The sequence below is a fragment of the Mesorhizobium sp. B2-3-7 genome (genome assembly GCF_006442695.1).
GTDB lineage: Bacteria > Pseudomonadota > Alphaproteobacteria > Rhizobiales > Rhizobiaceae > Mesorhizobium.
This window is the reverse complement of record NZ_VFVV01000007.1, coordinates 297,897-312,647: the sequence shown is the minus strand read 5'-3', so window position 1 is coordinate 312,647 and position 14,751 is coordinate 297,897. Positions and strand designations below refer to the sequence as shown.

Below are 14,751 nucleotides of genomic sequence, written 5' to 3'. Positions count from 1 at the left end.
AACTAGCCAGAAACTGCCATTTGCATGGACGACCCTAATACGACAGGATCAGAGCGCGCAAGGTGGGATTTTTGGCGCAGACAAGCTTGGTCCCAAGCCCGAGCGAGGCCACACGAGCGGAGATGAATTTGTCCGACATACGCGAATTCATCCGTGCTGGTCGCGCCGAGCATAAATCGACTCTCATCGTCACCGGCGGCACACTAGTCAACGTCGCTTCGGGTGAGATCTATCCGGCCGACGTCGCCGTCTACAAGGATCGCATCGTCGCTGTCGGAGACGTCTCGGAGTACCGCGGCCCCGAGACCGAGATGATCGATGCTACTGGTTATTTCCTCTGCCCTGGCCTGATAGACGGCCACCTCCACGTTGAATGTTCCAAGATGTCGGTAACTAGCTTCGCCAAGGCGGTGGTGCCGCTCGGCACCACTTCGATTGTGTCGGGCCTGGACCAGATCCTCGTGGTGTCCGGCCTGGAAGGCGCCCGCGAATTCCTCGACGAGGCCAAGGCAACCCCTCTCAAGATCTTCTGGGGCGCACCATGCAAGACGCCCTACACACTGCCTCGCTCCAACGTCGGCTATTATTTCGGACCGGACGATCACCGCGCCACCCATTCCTGGCCGGAATGCGTCGGCATATGGGAGACGGTGCGCGAGTTCGTCGACACGATGGATGAGCACGTTCTGCAGGCGGTCGAGATCGCCGAAAAGAGCCGTCTGCCGATCCTCGGCTGCTCGCCGATGTGTCGCGGCAATCGATTGAACAGCTACCTGCAGGCCGGAGTGCGCTCCGACCACGAGAGCTACACGGCGGACGAGATGCTGGAGAAGCTGCGCAAAGGCATGCATGTCGTCATTCGCGAATCTTCGATCTCCCATTTTCTCGAAGAGAACCTGCGGATGGTCACCGAGATGGGAATAGCCGCGACGAGCCGGGTCAGCTTCTGCACCGATGACGTGGTCGCCTCGGATATCCTGGCCCGCGGCCACCTCGACAACATGATCCGCATGGCGGTCGCGATGGGAGTTCCGCCGCTCACCGCCATCCAGATGGCGACCATCAACGGCGCCGAGGCGCTGCGCATCGGCCAGAAGGTCGGCTCGATCTCGCCCGGGCTCGCCGCCGATATCCTGCTGGTCAAGGATATCGCGGACTTCCATGTCTCAGGTGTCATCGCGAAAGGCAAGCTGGCCGCTCGCGACGGCAAGCTCGTGGACGATCTTGCGCCGCCTGCCCGCAGCGCCGTTGTCACCAACACATTCAAGGTAGCGCCGGTTTCACAGAAAGACCTATTGGTGCGCGCGCCCGGAGCGGGCGACAAGGCGGCCGTGCTGGCGATCGCCGTTACGCCCGAGAGAATATTCGTACGCACGCGACGTGATGTCGTGCTCCCGGTCCGCGACGGCTATATAGACGCGGATCCATCACAGGACGTGCAGTATCTCACCGTCGTCGAACGCTACGGCCGCACTTCCCATCGGCCGGTCGCGTTCGCTTCAGGCTTCGGACTGCGCTCCGGCGCACTCGCCACTTCGACGGCGCCTGATGATAACAACATCGTTTGTGTGGGCACCAATCCCCACGACATGTCGTTGGCAATCAACCACATTATCGAGAACAATGGCGGCCAGGCGGTGGCGGACGGCGGTCGGATCGTGTCATTCCTGCCCCTGCCGATCGGCGGAATCGTATCGGACATTGATCCTCCAGAGATGGCGAAGAAAGAGCAGGAGCTCGACGCGGCCGCGCGCGCGCTCGGCTGTAGGCTGCCATGGCCTTTCATGTACATGTTCGTGCTGCAGATCACCGCGATTCCCGATTTCGCGATAACCGATCTCGGCCTGATCGATTGCATAAACCTGACGGTGGTCGATCCGTTAAGCCGGCTTCATGACTGGGAACGCTAGAAAAGGGAGGGAACCATGCTGAAAAACCTTGTTGTCGCTGTTTCGCTCGTGGCCGCGACGTGGCTGTGGGGCGGCCGCGTACAAGCCGAAGAGCCGACCAAGCTCAGGATCGCCGGCATTCTTTCGGCGGGCAAGGAAGCACCGTGGGAATCATCCTTCGTGAGTTCCATGGACCGGATCATCGCCGCCAAGCCCCACGGCCTCGACATCGAGGTCAATTATACCGAGAACGTTTACGACAATGCCGAGCAGGTGTTCCGCACCTATGCTGAGACCGGCGACTACGACATCTTGTTCGGCGACACCGCCTATGCAGATGCGATCGAGAAGCTGAAGGACGAATTCCCCGATACGATGTTCGTCATGAGCGGTTCGGGCAATCGCGGACTCGGCGGCAATGCCTATTGGATATTCGTCCACGCGCACGAGCCTGCCTACGTGATGGGGCAACTGGCCGGCAAACTCACGAAGTCGAATGTCATCGGCGCCATCTCCACCTTCCCGGCCGAAGATACCAACGATCAGATCAATGCCTTCTTCACCGGCGCCAAGGAAGCGAACCCAAAGGTGAAACAGAAGATCACCTTCATCCAGTCCTGGTTCGATCCGGCTAAATCGAACGAGGCGACCTCGGCGCAGATCGCCGCCGGCGCGGACATGATCTACCAGATGTCGGGCGCCTTCGAGGTTTGTGAGGAGCGCGGCATAGGCTGCTTCGGCAATTATGTGGACATGTCGAAAGTGGCGCCGAAGTCGATCGTCGCCTCCACCATCGTCAAATGGGATCCGCACATTAATTGGATCATCGATGAATGGTGGAAGGCAAAGACCATGAACGCCAAATTCGACGCGCCGAAGGAACCAAGGTGGTTCAGCTGGCAGCAGGGTTCGGGCGACCTCATCCTCAATCCTGCTTGGGAAGCCAAAATGCCCGATGACGTAAAGGCGCTTGCGGCTGAAACGGCCAAGGCCATCCAGAGCGGCGAGAAGAAAATCGAGCTCAATGTGAACGAGCCGAAATCGGACTGACGCCGGAGGTGGTGCCAAGCCGGGCCGATCCGAGATGAGCAAGATACCGCGCCTGTCGGTTCGGCACCTGACGAAGCGTTTCGCTGCGCTTGCCGCCAATGACGACGTCTCGCTCGACGTCATGCCCGGAGAATTGCATTGCTTGTTGGGGGAGAATGGCGCAGGCAAGTCGACACTGTCGTCCTGCCTTTATGGGCTCTACCAGCCAGACGCCGGCGAAATTCGGGTGGACGGCAAGACCGTCCAGCTAGGCTCGCCGGGCGAAGCCATCCGCGCCGGCATCGGCATGGTGCACCAGCATTTCGTCTTAGTGCCCAGCTTCACTGTGCTGGAGAATGTGGCGGTAGGCACGGGCTCCGGCTGGCGGCTCGGCCGGGCTGAGGCTCTGTCCAGGATCGAGACGATCTGCTCCACCTACGGCATCTCGCTCAACCCACACCGGCACGTCGGCGACCTTTCCGTCGGCGAACAGCAATGGGTCGAGATTGTCAAGGCGCTCTACACTGGCGCCAGACTGCTTATCCTCGACGAACCGACGGCGGTGCTGACGCCCGAGGAATCGCGCCGCCTGTTTGCGATCGTGCGGCGGCTCACCAGTGAAGATCTGTCGGTCGTGCTGATCAGCCATAAGATGTCGGAAGTGATGCAATCCGACCGGGTCAGCGTGCTTCGCAAGGGCAGACTGGTCGGAACGGTCGTAACCTCGAACGTCAGCCGCGACCAACTCACCACCATGATGGTCGGCCGCTCCGTTGCGGCGCCGGCGCGCGCCGCAGATGCGAAAGCGACCGGCGAGACGGTGCTTTCGGTGCGTGGGCTCACGCACCTGCGCGATGGAAGGCCCGTGCTGGACAACGCATCGCTCGACATCGCAGCCGGCGAGATCGTCGGCATCGCCGGCGTTTCCGGGAATGGCCAAGATGAGCTGTTCGAGTGCCTCGCAGGCCTCGCCGCGCCCGACGGCGGCACGGTCTTGCTCGATGGCGAAACTCTGCAGGCGTACTCACCGGCGACGATTGCTGCGAAAGGCATTGGCTACGTGCCCAGCGACCGCTTCCGCGACGGGCTCGTTGCCGATCTCGATATCGGCGAGAATCTTGTACTCGGCCAACAATGGCAAACGCGCTGGCGCAATGGGCCATTTATCGACACCGCGGCGCTCGACGCAAATGCACGCATGGTCATCGCTGCCTATTCGATTGCCGCAACCGGGCCGTCGTCACCCTCTCGCAAATTGTCTGGCGGCAACGCGCAGAAGGTCATCCTCGCCCGCGAGTTCGCCAAAGCGAAGCGGCTTCTGCTGTGCAACCAGCCGACGCGCGGCCTCGATGTCGGCGCCATCGAATTCGTCTACCGACAACTCCTGCACAAGCGCGACGAAGGCTGCGCCATCCTGCTTGCGAGCGAGGAACTGGAGGATCTTTTCGCTCTCAGCAGTCGTATATGTGTGATGTTTCGCGGCCGCGTCCTTGCGGTGCTCGATACGGAAAAAACCACCTATGACGAAATCGGCAGCCTGATGGCCGGCCATGGGAGCGAGGCTGCGGCGTGACCGGTTTCAACCTCGTGGAGTGGCGCCTCGAGCGCCGGCTGGAACCGCGGCCGACCGCGCGCATCGTTGCACTTGCTTTGGCGGCGATCGCGGCGGTTTTGGTTTGCAGTCTGCTTTTCGCCGCCGCGGGCGCCAGCCCGGGTGCCGCCTTCACGGCTCTCCTGAAAGGCAGCTTTGGCTCGTTGCGCGCCGCCGGCGAAACGCTGGTCAAGGCAACGCCCCTGATCTTCACCGGTCTTGCTGCCTGTGTCGCCTTCCGCGCGCGTATCTGGAACATTGGCGCCGAAGGCCAGGTTTTTGCCGGCGCCATGTTCGCTTATTGGGCGCAGCACAATCTCACCGGCTTTTCGCCTTTCATCCAAATTCCTGTGGTTATAGTCGGTGGCATTGTCGGCGGCGCACTCTATGCCGGCCTTGCGGGCGTGCTGAAGACCCGCTTCTCGGTCGATGAGGTGATCTCGACCGTCATGCTCAACTACATCATCGTCTATGTCCTTTCGCTGCTGCTGCTGCGCGGCCCATGGAGCGAGGCGGGCGCCTTCTTCGAACAGACGCCGAAGGTCGATCCGGGCTCGGTGCTTCCGTTGCTGTTTTCCGGTTCACGCCTGCATTCCGGCTTCCTGCTGGCGATTGTGGCGGCTGGCTTGGTTCACATGCTGTTGACGCGCACACCGCTGGGCTATGAGATCAAGGCTGCCGGGTCCAACATGCGCGCGCTCGATGTACAGGGCACCAATACTCGAAGGCTGGTCATAGTTGTGCTTCTGGTTTCCGGCGCGCTTGCGGGGCTCGCGGGGATCACGGAAGTCTACGGCGTCCATTACCGCCTGAAGGCAGGCGTAATAGCAGGTTACGGCTACAGCGGCATCATCGTGGCCATCCTCGGCCAATTGCATCCGCTTGGCGTCGTCGTTTCCTCGGTGCTGTTCGGAGCGTTGCTCAACGGCGCTACGCTCATGCAGATCAAGACCGGCGTGCCCTCGGCGCTGATATACGCCATCCAGGCGATCCTGCTTTTGTTCTTCCTAGCTGGCTGGGCAGCGTGCAATTTCCGCCTGCGGAGGGTCGGCCGTGCTTGACGCACTCTTTCAAACCTCAATCCTGGTCAGTGTGGCGGCGGCCACCATCCGCATCAGCACCCCGCTCCTGCTCGCCGCACTTGGAGAACTTATCGCCGAGCGCAGCGGCGTCTACAATATGGGTCTTGAGGGCATGATGCTGATGGGAGCCTTCACCGGCTATCTCGCCGCCTATGAAAGCGGGGCGTTATGGCTGGGCGTCCTCGCTGCCGGATTTACCGGCGCGCTGATGGCTCTCGTCTTTGCCGTGCTGGTGATCACGCTGAAAGTAGAGCAGATCGTCACCGGTCTTGCCGTCAACCTGCTCGGCGCCGGCCTTTCCACATACTGGTTGCGTTCCGCTTTCGCTGGCGACGGCAAGACGCCGACCATCCCCTTCTTCGCCGATGTGCCGGTGCCGGGGCTGAGCGATATTCCCGTGCTGGGCCCCATCCTGTTTGACCAGCGGGTGCTGACCTACATAGCCTTTCTGATGGTGCCGGCGGTATGGCTCTTCCTGTTCCGGACGCGTTATGGACTGATCGTGCGCTGCGCCGGCGACAATCCCAAGGCCCTCGATGTTAAGGGGGTAAAGGTCGCGCCGGTGCAATATGCCGCCGTGCTCTTCGGTGGCCTGATGGCGGGCGTTGCCGGCGCGTTTCTCTCCGTCGGCCAGGCGGCGCGTTTCGTGCCGGACATGACCAACGGGCGCGGCTGGCTGGCCATCATCATCGTCATCGCCGGCCTATGGCGCCCCTACCCGATTTGCGTGGCGGCTCTGGTGTTCTCCTTCCTCGACGCGCTGCAATTGCAAATCCAGGGCGTCGGTATCGCCATTCCCTACCAATATATGTTGATGATGCCTTATGTTGCGGCGATCGTTGCGTTGATGATCCGTCGCTCGCGGACCAGCGCACCGGCTATGCTGGGCGTGCCGTACAGGCGGGAATAGGACGGTCGGTTTTCATTCTGCTGCTGTAAGGCTGCCTGTACGTAGCTGCCATGCGGCATGGCCCAACCCGTGACCGCGGCAGCAAGCTTCCAGCAAGATCGACCGCTTTGGCGAAGCCGGTATTGTAGCCAACCCGCCCAGGCAGGGAGACCTGACCGTCAGTCACGGGACGTCACAGGGCAAGCAATTTGCCGCCCTGGAAATCTGGATCGTTGGAACTCGACTATCCCGCTGGTGGTTAGCCAGAAGGCTGCACAAGCCTCGCTCAGGAACGCCAGCCACCACTGCCGAAGTGACCTGAACTACGGAGCGTCGCCAGCAGGATGTTGGCTGCTCCGCGTTGATCAATCTTCGCTTGCTCACCAAGCGGAGACGCATTCCAGGCAGCCAATTCTGCCACCAAAAGAGCGATATCCCCGTCTACCGATGCGCATCTAAGTTGTCCGTTCTTCCCCATCACGATTATGGCTGTACCTATCACGCCATACCCAATCGCAGCTATCCGCTGAACCCAGGTATCGCCGTCAACGCGGACATCGAACAGAACCGACCCTTCGGTTTTTTCCGCAGCGTCCGCCACACGATCACAGAACGGTCGATTGAGGCCTTCGATGTTGCCGAGTGACTGCTCAAACAAGGCCAATTCGACATGCTCTGCCACCATAGCTGTGAGAGTGCGCGCTAGCTGGCCCAATCAGCAAGACACCAGGACCCATTATCCACAGCAGCCACAGCCGGTCCCCTTTTTGCCTACTTAATGCCCCCCGTCGGACCGCGAGCCGGGCAACGGCCTCTATGGCTTGGTCGACCTCGTCCGTCGTGGTGTAGTGTGACAGACCCAGCCGGGCGACGCCGCCTTTTTTCGCGCGGTCCAAGCCTGCCGGAGGCTTCATGGCATAGAGTCGCCGGCCCAGCCGAAGATGTTTTTCCTCAGCCAGCGCGGCCGCGTTTTCCAGCGGCGAGCGATTGGCCAGCGGCGAGGTGCCTGTTGAGCGGCAGATTCAGGGCCCTGATATCTGCGCACGCGGCACATCTTGCCCACCCCGGTTGATCGCCTAAATGTTTGGTCCCGGCATTTGCTGGAGCGGATTGAGTCTGAAGCGTTCCGGCTGTGACGCCCACGCCTTGCAGATGAACTCGTAGCGATCCTTCCGCAGTCAGCCTCCGGTTCAGCGGCCAGCTTCACTCCAATTTCTTCAAGCGATTGCGGGCCTCATCTATTCTCGGCACTACAATTGTCAGCCTACTGAATCCAGCATTCTCTTTATCACGGAAAATTTGAAGGTTCGCGCCTGCGACGCCACGCCATATGGATCAACCCCGGCATGGGACGGTCATCAGGCCCCGGGTCGAACAGGTGAGTATAGAACTTCTCTCCACCGCTCATGCTTGGATGTTGCGAGTGCGTCGAAAATTCCTTGGATTTCCGTTGTGCGCGTCCTTCCAAGTCACCAGCATCTGCAATTAGAGAACGTTTGGCTTCGTTCCAAGATGGTTCTCGGGCGGCAGCGCAAAGTCCGCTCGGCGCGCACACCATATGTGTCTCAGCTCGGCCCTTTTTTACTTTGCGTTGGATTCAAGGTGAAATTAGTGGACGCAAGCGAGAGGTCGGCTTTCGGCATCAAGCGGACTAAGCAGTCATTCAACTCCTGGCCTCAAGCAGCTCATGCACGCTCCACTTGACGGTGCGTGCCGCCCCAGCCGATGTCGGATTTATCTATGTCGACGGCGAGACATGCCTTTGACCACGCTTATTGGGGGCGCCGACTGGCGAGCCGCTTTGCCATCATTAGCGATGGAACGGAAAAGAAACCATTCTGCATAAGACTGCTGCTTTTCGACGCACCTTTTCGAAACGTCGGAACGAGCGCTTTTCGCGCAGGCCTCGATGCCCCCATAGGTGAACCGGTTCCATGACGAGTCTGACAATACGCCACCGCATCCTCGTCAGTTTCGCTGCCGTTCTGGTGGTTATGTCCGTGATCGCCGTTATCGCGTACGCCTGGTTTCTTCAGGCGGAGCGGGAGGCAACTGAGGTCGAGAAGGGCATCCTTCCAGACCTCTATCACAGCACCGAGATCATGATGGGGCAGATGAAGGCACATAGCCTGCTTCAGGAATATGCCCTCCAGGACAACCCGTCGGATAAAAGCACGCTTGAAAGCACGATCGCGACCAATCGCGACCAAGTGCGGCGGTTGATGGACGAGTATGAAGCAACGATCGTCTCCGACATCGACAAGCAGAATTACGCAGTCGTCAAAGAACTCGCCAACCAATTTCGGCTGGCGGAAACTGCTGTGCTGGACACGAGCCGAGCTGCCTTGTCGAAAGGTGAAACTCCCAATGAAAGTCCGGTCATCAAGAACACGGTAGAGCCGATCTTTGTGAAATTGCAGTCCGCTCTGCAAGCCATGCTCGAGGATCACAGAGGCGAGGCAAACAGCGCGACGCAGCGAATCAGCTCAATCGTTAGCACGGCGGAAGTCGGTTTGAGCGTGGGCTTGTTGATAGCCCTCGGACTAGCCCTTCTTTTGGGTTACCAGCTGTTTCGCGCTGTCACAGCTCCGCTCACACGTTTGGTCGACGCGGTTCAAATGATACGGCAAGGCGACTTCAGCGAACGCCTCGATCTGAGGCGCCGGGACGAATTCAGCGTGCTTGCCGACGGCTTCAACGCAATGGCAGACGATCTCACAACTCTCATTGGTCAGGTACAAAGGTCCAGCATACAGGTCGGCACGTCGATAACTGAGATTGCTGCAACCTCCAAGCAGCAGCAGGCAACAGCGACTGAAATCGCCGCGACCACGACTGAGATCCGCGCGACAGCCAAGGAAATTTCCGCCACTTCAAACGAGCTGGTTCGCACGATGAACGAGGTCTCGACAGTTGCCGAGCAAACGGCTGCCGTCGCGGGCGGAGGGCAAGAGGGGCTGACCCGCATGGAAGGAACCATGCAGCAGGTCATGGACGCGGCGGGTGCGATCAATTCCAAACTCGCAATCCTCAGCGAGAAAGCTGGCAGCATCAATCAGGTGGTGACCACCATCACCAAAGTGGCCGATCAGACGAACCTGTTGTCGCTCAACGCTTCCATCGAGGCTGAGAAGGCCGGCCAATATGGCCGGGGCTTTGCAGTGGTGGCGACAGAGATCCGAAGGCTTGCGGACCAGACGGCCGTCTCCACTTACGATATCGAGCAGATGGTCAAAGACATCCAGTCGGCAGTTGCTGCCGGTGTGATGGGCATGGACAAGTTTTCCGAGCAGGTCCGCCGGGGCATGCACGAAATCCAGCAGGTCGGCGGGCAACTCTTCGACATCATCCAGCAGGTCCAGGGGTTGGTGCCACGTTTCGAAGTCGCCAATGAAGGCATGCAAGCACAGGCGATCGGCGCGGGACAGATAAGCGACACGCTAACCCAGCTAAGCGAGGCAGCTCAGCAAACAGTCGAGTCCCTTCAGCAATCGACGCTCGCGATCGACGAGCTCAATCAAGTCTCAGGTAGCATGCGAAGCAGCATTTCAAGGTTCAAGCTGAGAGCATAGCGGGCCGGCAGTAGGAGGTGATAATGCTATTCCTCGCCTTCAGTATGGGTTCGGATCGCTACTTGATCGATGTCCACCAAATTGAAGAGGTGCTGCCCTATATCGATGTGAAAGTTCTGCCGGGTGCGCCAACCGGTGTGGTCGGTCTGGTCAGTTATAACGGAATACCCATCCCTCTCATCGATGTTACTCTTCTTGCGCTTGGCCGGCCATCGGAGCGCCTATTGAGCACCCGGATCGTTGTTACGCGCTACCCGGCGCGAGATGGCGAGCAACGCCTGCTTGGGTTGGTCGCGGAACGGGTGACGGATACGGTCGAGCGAGACCCTGCCGACTTCGCGCCGTTCGGCCTCGAGCCAGAAACGCCGTCTTATCTTGGTCCGGTGGCTTCGGATGGCACGGAGATCATTCAGTGGGTCAAAGCGGAAGCGCTGCTTTCGGAAGAGATTCGTACCGCATTGCTCCGCCAGGCCGCGATGAGTGTTTAATGACCGGCGCAATAGAAAAGCTCCTGATGGAAACCATTGGACTGGACAGTGCCAGCGTTGGCCCGACAGTGGTCCGTCAGGCGGTCAGAGACCGGATGGCAGCGTGCCGGATTGCCAATCCTCAGGCCTATAGGGAACACTTGACCGGTTCCCCGCAGGAGCTGCAGGAGCTGATCAATGCGGTGGTGATCCCGGAGACTTGGTTCTTTCGCGACCGAGAAGCGTTCACGATGTTGGCGCGGCATGCGCGCGTGCACAAGCGTGCTCAGCCGACAAAAGTCTTGAGCCTGCCATGTTCAACCGGTGAAGAGGCCTATTCGGTCGCAATGGCCATGTTCGATGCCGGCTTTGAAGCGCACGAGTTCAACATCGATGCGGTGGACGTCAGTACCCGCAATATCGCGTTGGCTGAACGTGCCGTCTACGGGCGCAATTCCTTTCGCGGCAGCTATCTCGAATTCAGGGACCGCTATTTCGAAGCGGTCGAGGGTGGGTTGCGGCCCAGTGCTGCGGTGCTGAAACAGGTTCGCTTCAGGGTCGGCAACCTATTCGGTACTCGCGCAATTTTTGGGCAAGAGGTCTATGACATCCTACTCTGTCGGAATTTGCTGATCTATTTCAATCGCGAACTGCAGGATCGCGCATTGACCCGCCTGAAAGATCTCTTGGCCACGGACGGACTTCTTCTGGTCGGTCCCGCGGAAGCAGCACTTCCAAGGCTGCATGGCTTTATTTCCGCTGAATGGCCCTTGGCCTTTGCCTTCCTGGAATCGGAGCCCATCAAGGCCGCGGCGCCGACAACTGCTATCCCGGTGCGGACATCAACCCCGAAGCTCAACAAGAGCAAGCCCGTTCTTCCGCCACGACTGACCGTCGGCAAGGAAAACAGTGCGCCGGCCCTGGCCAAGCCCGTTGATCAGGTCTCGGAAAGCCTAGTCGCGGTTGAACGGATCGCCAATGCGGGTCGGGTAAAGGAGGCACAGGAGGTCGCCCTCGCCCATCTCGAGAAATTCGGTCCTTCCGCGCAAATCTTCTATCTGCTGGGCCTCGTTCAGGATGCGGATGGCGCTGCATCCAAGGCCGCGCAAAGCTATCGCAAGGCACTCTATCTCGCGCCAAATCATCGAGAGGCTCTGGTCCACCTGGCTTTGCTGCTTCGCAAGCAAGGCGACCACAGCGGCGCCGAGGCGCTGGCCGGAAGGCTGGTCCGGGTCCAGAAAAGGAGCGGCACCTGATGCCGGCTTCGACAAGGATCGCTCTGCCAGTGGAGCAGATTGAAATCGACGACTGCTGGCGGCGGATAGGCGTTCGGGGTGACAAGTCCTGTCCCCAACTGGAGCAGCATCTCCACTGCCGGAATTGCCCGACCTATAGGAAGATTGCACGGCGCCTCCTTGATCGTGCGGCGCCCTCGGCATATCGCGGCGAATGGCCTGATGACGCTGGTCGTGCAGCGGTCGTTTCGGCGGACGATGAAGCGCCGCAGACGGCCGTTCTCTTCCGGTTGGGGCACGAATGGCTGGCGCTTCCAGCTGGCATTTTTCATGAAGTGGCTGAATCCCGTCCCGTTCATTCCCTTCCACACCGCAGGAATAGTGCAGTGCTCGGCATCGCCAATGTCCGGGGCGAATTGCTGATTTGCCTGTCGCTCGCTGAATTGCTCGGGATCGACGAACCCAAGGAGGAGGAACAAGGCAGACGAGCCAAGATATTTCGCCGCCTCGTCGTGGTGGGCGAGCGGGACAAGCGGGTTGCTTTCACGGTTGATGAGGTCCACGGCTTACATCGCTACCGGGCACGCGACACTCTCGCTGTGCCAGCTACGATCGGCAAGACGCTGTCGGCGGCTACTGTTGCCGTTTTGCCCTGGCGGGAACGGGCTGTTGGCTGTCTCGACCCGGGACAACTGCTCACGATGATGGATCGGAGCATGGCATGACAGATGAGGACTTCAGCCAGGTTTCGATGTTGAGCCTTTTCCAGGCCGAACTGGAGACGCAATCACAGGCTTTGACCTCCGGCCTTCTGGCGCTCGAACGCGATCCTGTCGCCACCGACGCACTGGAAGAATGCATGCGGGCCGCGCATTCGCTGAAAGGAGCAGCCCGCATCATCGATCTGACGCCCGCCGTCAAAGTTGCAAATGCAATGGAAGATTGCTTGGTCGCCGCGCAACGTGGGCATCTGAGGGTACGCAAGGAGCATATAGATGCGCTTCTGCAAGGCTCTGACCTTCTGAAATTGATCGCATCGGGATCATCGAACGAGAGCGTCAACCCGGAAGTCGAAAGCTTTCTGGCGAAGTTCGAGGAACTGTCCCTCCCCGAGCCCGCACCCCAAGATTCGGCAGCTGATTTCGCAACGCCAGAGCATAGCCGAAAGGAGCCGGCGGCAACCTCGTCAGCGAACCCCCTTGTCGAGCCGAAAGCTCAAGCCCGAGGGAGCATCGGCTCAGATAGAATGGTTCGGGTGACGGCAGAAAGCCTGAACCGATTGCTCGGTTTGGCCGGCGAGTCGCTGATGGAAGCTCGGCGGCTCAGGCCATTCGCTGACGGGCTGCTGCGGCTGAAGCACCTTCAATCAGACATCGCAAGTGCGTTCGACAATCTTGATGCAGTGCTGCTGCCGGTCGCAAAAGATGCGGCTGTGGTGGAAGCGCTGGTTGAAACGCAGCGAAAGCTTCGGTTGAGCCAAGCCTTCTTGGCGGAGCGTCTCGATGAGTTGGATTCAGTCGATCGGAAAGCCACCGATCTTGCCAACCGATTGTACGAGGAGACGTTGGCGAGCCGGATGCGACCTTTTGAAGACGGGGTGAGACACTACGCAAGAACGGTCCGCGACCTCGGTCGTACACTTGGGAAGCGGGTGCGACTGGAGATCGTAGGCGGCTCGACCGGCATCGACCGCGATATCCTCGAGCAGCTGGATGCCCCCTTGGGGCATCTTCTGCGCAACGCGGTAGACCATGGGCTTGAACCGCCTGATGAGCGCCTCGCAACCGGCAAACCCGAAGAGGGACTCATCAGGCTCGAAGCGAGGCACAATGCCGGACTGCTGCAAATAGCCGTGGTGGACGACGGCAGAGGGATCGAGCTCTCGAAGCTGCGCGAGACTGTCGTCGCCCGGCAGTTTGCAACCAGGGAAAGCGCCGACGCGCTCAGCGAAACGGAATTGCTGGCATTCCTTTTTCTGCCCGGCTTTTCGATGAAAGTTGGCCTGTCCGACGTCTCCGGCCGTGGCGTGGGACTCGACGCAGTGCAGGCGATGACGAAGGAGGTCCGCGGAATCACGAGCGTCTCCTCGGAATTTGGTCGAGGAACCCGGTTTCAACTGCAACTGCCGCTGACGTTGTCAGTCCTGCGCACCTTACTCGTCGAAGTCGATGGGGAGCCCTATGCGTTTCCACTCGCTGCCATCTCCAAGACAATGAAATTGCAGCGGGTGGAGATCAACCTCCTGCAGGGCCGCCCGCATTTTCGCTTGAACGATCGACAGATCGGGTTGGTGACAGCGCGCGAGGTGCTGGATCGAGGAGAGTCTGCGTCCGAACCAGAGGAACTCTCGGTCGTCGTGGTGGAAACGGGTCGGGGGGACGCCTACGGCGTAATCGTCGACCGTTTTCTCGGGGAACGCGAACTGGTGATCAGACCTCTCGATTCCCGGTTTGCCAAGATCAAGGACATCAGCGCAGCGGCCCTGATGGAGGACGGTTCGCCTGTTCTGATCTTCGACGTCGATGATCTGGTTCGATCGGTGGAAAAGCTTGCGTCGTCCAGCGGATTTCGAGCCCTTCGGCGAGCCGCGGGCGGTCCCGGACCGAGCAGACGCAAGCGCGTGCTGGTGATTGACGATTCACTCACGGTTCGCGAACTCCAGCGCAAGATGCTGGGCAATCACGGTTATGACGTCGAAGTGGCAGTCGACGGTATGGACGGGTGGAATGCCGTCCGATCTGGTCCTTTTGATCTCGTCGTCACTGACATAGACATGCCGCGCATGGATGGTATCGAACTGGTGAGCCTGATCAGAAAGGACGTCCATCTCAGGAACACACCCATCATGATCGTTTCATACAAGGATCGGGAAGAAGACCGCTCGCGCGGGCTTGACGCCGGTGCCGACTATTATCTGACCAAGAGTACCTTTCAGGACGAGGCGCTGATCCATGCCGTCGTGGACATGATCGGCGAGGCGACTGAATGAGATCGAAA

Annotated in this window: 11 protein-coding genes; 10 read left to right on the top strand and 1 reads right to left on the bottom strand. The window is 59.8% G+C overall.

Translation table 11 applies throughout. From position 1 onward, the window contains the following. The first annotated feature begins 128 nt into the window (after window positions 1-128). The 5 genes from FJ940_RS16445 to FJ940_RS16425 are packed head-to-tail and all read left to right on the top strand — an operon-like array spanning window position 129 to window position 6,501. Window positions 129-1,910, top strand: coding sequence for an adenine deaminase (locus tag FJ940_RS16445; protein ID WP_140500717.1), 1,782 nt, complete (start codon window positions 129-131; stop codon window positions 1,908-1,910). 15 nt (window positions 1,911-1,925) lie between these two features. After that, window positions 1,926-2,939: a BMP family protein gene (locus tag FJ940_RS16440; protein WP_140560696.1), complete on the top strand. Its 1,014-nt coding sequence runs from the start codon at window positions 1,926-1,928 to the stop codon at window positions 2,937-2,939. A gap of 34 nt (window positions 2,940-2,973) precedes the next feature. Beyond that, window positions 2,974-4,491: an ABC transporter ATP-binding protein gene (locus FJ940_RS16435; RefSeq protein ID WP_140560695.1), complete on the top strand. Its 1,518-nt coding sequence runs from the start codon at window positions 2,974-2,976 to the stop codon at window positions 4,489-4,491. Further along, on the top strand, window positions 4,488-5,570 hold the full coding sequence (locus FJ940_RS16430) for an ABC transporter permease (RefSeq protein WP_224619929.1): 1,083 nt from the start codon (window positions 4,488-4,490) through the stop codon (window positions 5,568-5,570). Before FJ940_RS16435 ends, FJ940_RS16430 begins: the two co-directional genes overlap by 4 nt. Further along, complete coding sequence (locus tag FJ940_RS16425) at window positions 5,563-6,501, top strand: ABC transporter permease (protein WP_140657143.1); 939 nt, start codon at window positions 5,563-5,565, stop codon at window positions 6,499-6,501. The genes FJ940_RS16430 and FJ940_RS16425 overlap by 8 nt, the downstream gene beginning before the upstream one ends. Window positions 6,502-6,766: 265 nt before the next feature. On the opposite strand, the gene FJ940_RS16420 is transcribed toward FJ940_RS16425, so the two are convergent. Beyond that, entirely contained in the window at window positions 6,767-7,144 is a 378-nt protein-coding gene (locus FJ940_RS16420) for a hypothetical protein (protein WP_246671101.1), read from the bottom strand. 1,270 nt (window positions 7,145-8,414) lie between these two features. Here FJ940_RS16420 and FJ940_RS16410 point away from each other — a divergent pair. From FJ940_RS16410 to FJ940_RS16390, 5 genes are read left to right on the top strand one after another with little or no spacing between them, the layout of a single operon-like run. After that, window positions 8,415-10,052 carry a methyl-accepting chemotaxis protein gene (locus tag FJ940_RS16410; RefSeq protein ID WP_140500721.1) on the top strand — a complete coding sequence of 546 codons (1,638 nt, stop codon included), beginning with the start codon at window positions 8,415-8,417 and terminating at the stop codon, window positions 10,050-10,052. A 23-nt stretch (window positions 10,053-10,075) separates the two neighbouring features. Then, window positions 10,076-10,540 (top strand): chemotaxis protein CheW, encoded by a 465-nt coding sequence (locus FJ940_RS16405; RefSeq protein ID WP_140500722.1) that lies wholly within the window; start codon window positions 10,076-10,078, stop codon window positions 10,538-10,540. Further along, window positions 10,540-11,775 (top strand): protein-glutamate O-methyltransferase CheR, encoded by a 1,236-nt coding sequence (locus tag FJ940_RS16400; RefSeq protein ID WP_140500723.1) that lies wholly within the window; start codon window positions 10,540-10,542, stop codon window positions 11,773-11,775. Before FJ940_RS16405 ends, FJ940_RS16400 begins: the two co-directional genes overlap by 1 nt. Then, window positions 11,775-12,479, top strand: a complete 705-nt coding sequence (locus FJ940_RS16395) for a chemotaxis protein CheW (protein ID WP_140622663.1) — start codon at window positions 11,775-11,777, stop codon at window positions 12,477-12,479. Before FJ940_RS16400 ends, FJ940_RS16395 begins: the two co-directional genes overlap by 1 nt. Then, complete coding sequence (locus FJ940_RS16390; RefSeq protein WP_140657141.1) at window positions 12,476-14,743, top strand: hybrid sensor histidine kinase/response regulator; 2,268 nt, start codon at window positions 12,476-12,478, stop codon at window positions 14,741-14,743. Before FJ940_RS16395 ends, FJ940_RS16390 begins: the two co-directional genes overlap by 4 nt. Window positions 14,744-14,751 lie beyond the last annotated feature (8 nt).

Coding starts and splice junctions, on each gene's coding strand:
- FJ940_RS16395 (WP_140622663.1), top strand. CDS start 11,775: ATGCCGGCTTCGACAAGGATCGCTCTGCCAGTGGAGCAGATTGAAATC.
- FJ940_RS16400 (WP_140500723.1), top strand. CDS start 10,540: ATGACCGGCGCAATAGAAAAGCTCCTGATGGAAACCATTGGACTGGAC.
- FJ940_RS16435 (WP_140560695.1), top strand. CDS start 2,974: ATGAGCAAGATACCGCGCCTGTCGGTTCGGCACCTGACGAAGCGTTTC.
- FJ940_RS16440 (WP_140560696.1), top strand. CDS start 1,926: ATGCTGAAAAACCTTGTTGTCGCTGTTTCGCTCGTGGCCGCGACGTGG.
- FJ940_RS16390 (WP_140657141.1), top strand. CDS start 12,476: ATGACAGATGAGGACTTCAGCCAGGTTTCGATGTTGAGCCTTTTCCAG.
- FJ940_RS16405 (WP_140500722.1), top strand. CDS start 10,076: ATGCTATTCCTCGCCTTCAGTATGGGTTCGGATCGCTACTTGATCGAT.
- FJ940_RS16410 (WP_140500721.1), top strand. CDS start 8,415: ATGACGAGTCTGACAATACGCCACCGCATCCTCGTCAGTTTCGCTGCC.